Annotated in this window: 1 protein-coding gene; it reads right to left on the bottom strand. The window is 66.9% G+C overall.

The features are described from left to right. Positions 1 to 248, bottom strand: a 248-nt coding sequence (locus HFD94_RS22840) for an Ig-like domain-containing protein (RefSeq protein WP_167433557.1), incomplete at both ends; no start/stop codon positions are given.

The raw sequence follows: 248 nt of genomic DNA on the forward strand, positions 1-248 counted from the left end.
GTGTCAACGGTAAAGCTCCAGTCGCCGTCTGCCTGCGGGCCTTCGTTGCCCGCCGCGTCCACCGCCGCAACCGTCAGATCGTGAGAGGTGCCGTCCGCCATATCCTGCTCCGGCGTCCAGCTCCACTTGCCGTCCGCGTCCACCGCTGCGCTGCCGACGAGCTCGCCGTTATCATAGATATTGACGTGATCGATGTCGGCGGTTGCGTCGCCGGAAAGGGTCGGCCGCGCGTCGTCGGTGACCGAGCC

Source organism: Pantoea sp. EKM20T (assembly GCF_011800485.1).
Classification (GTDB): Bacteria; Pseudomonadota; Gammaproteobacteria; order Enterobacterales; family Enterobacteriaceae; genus Pantoea; species Pantoea agglomerans.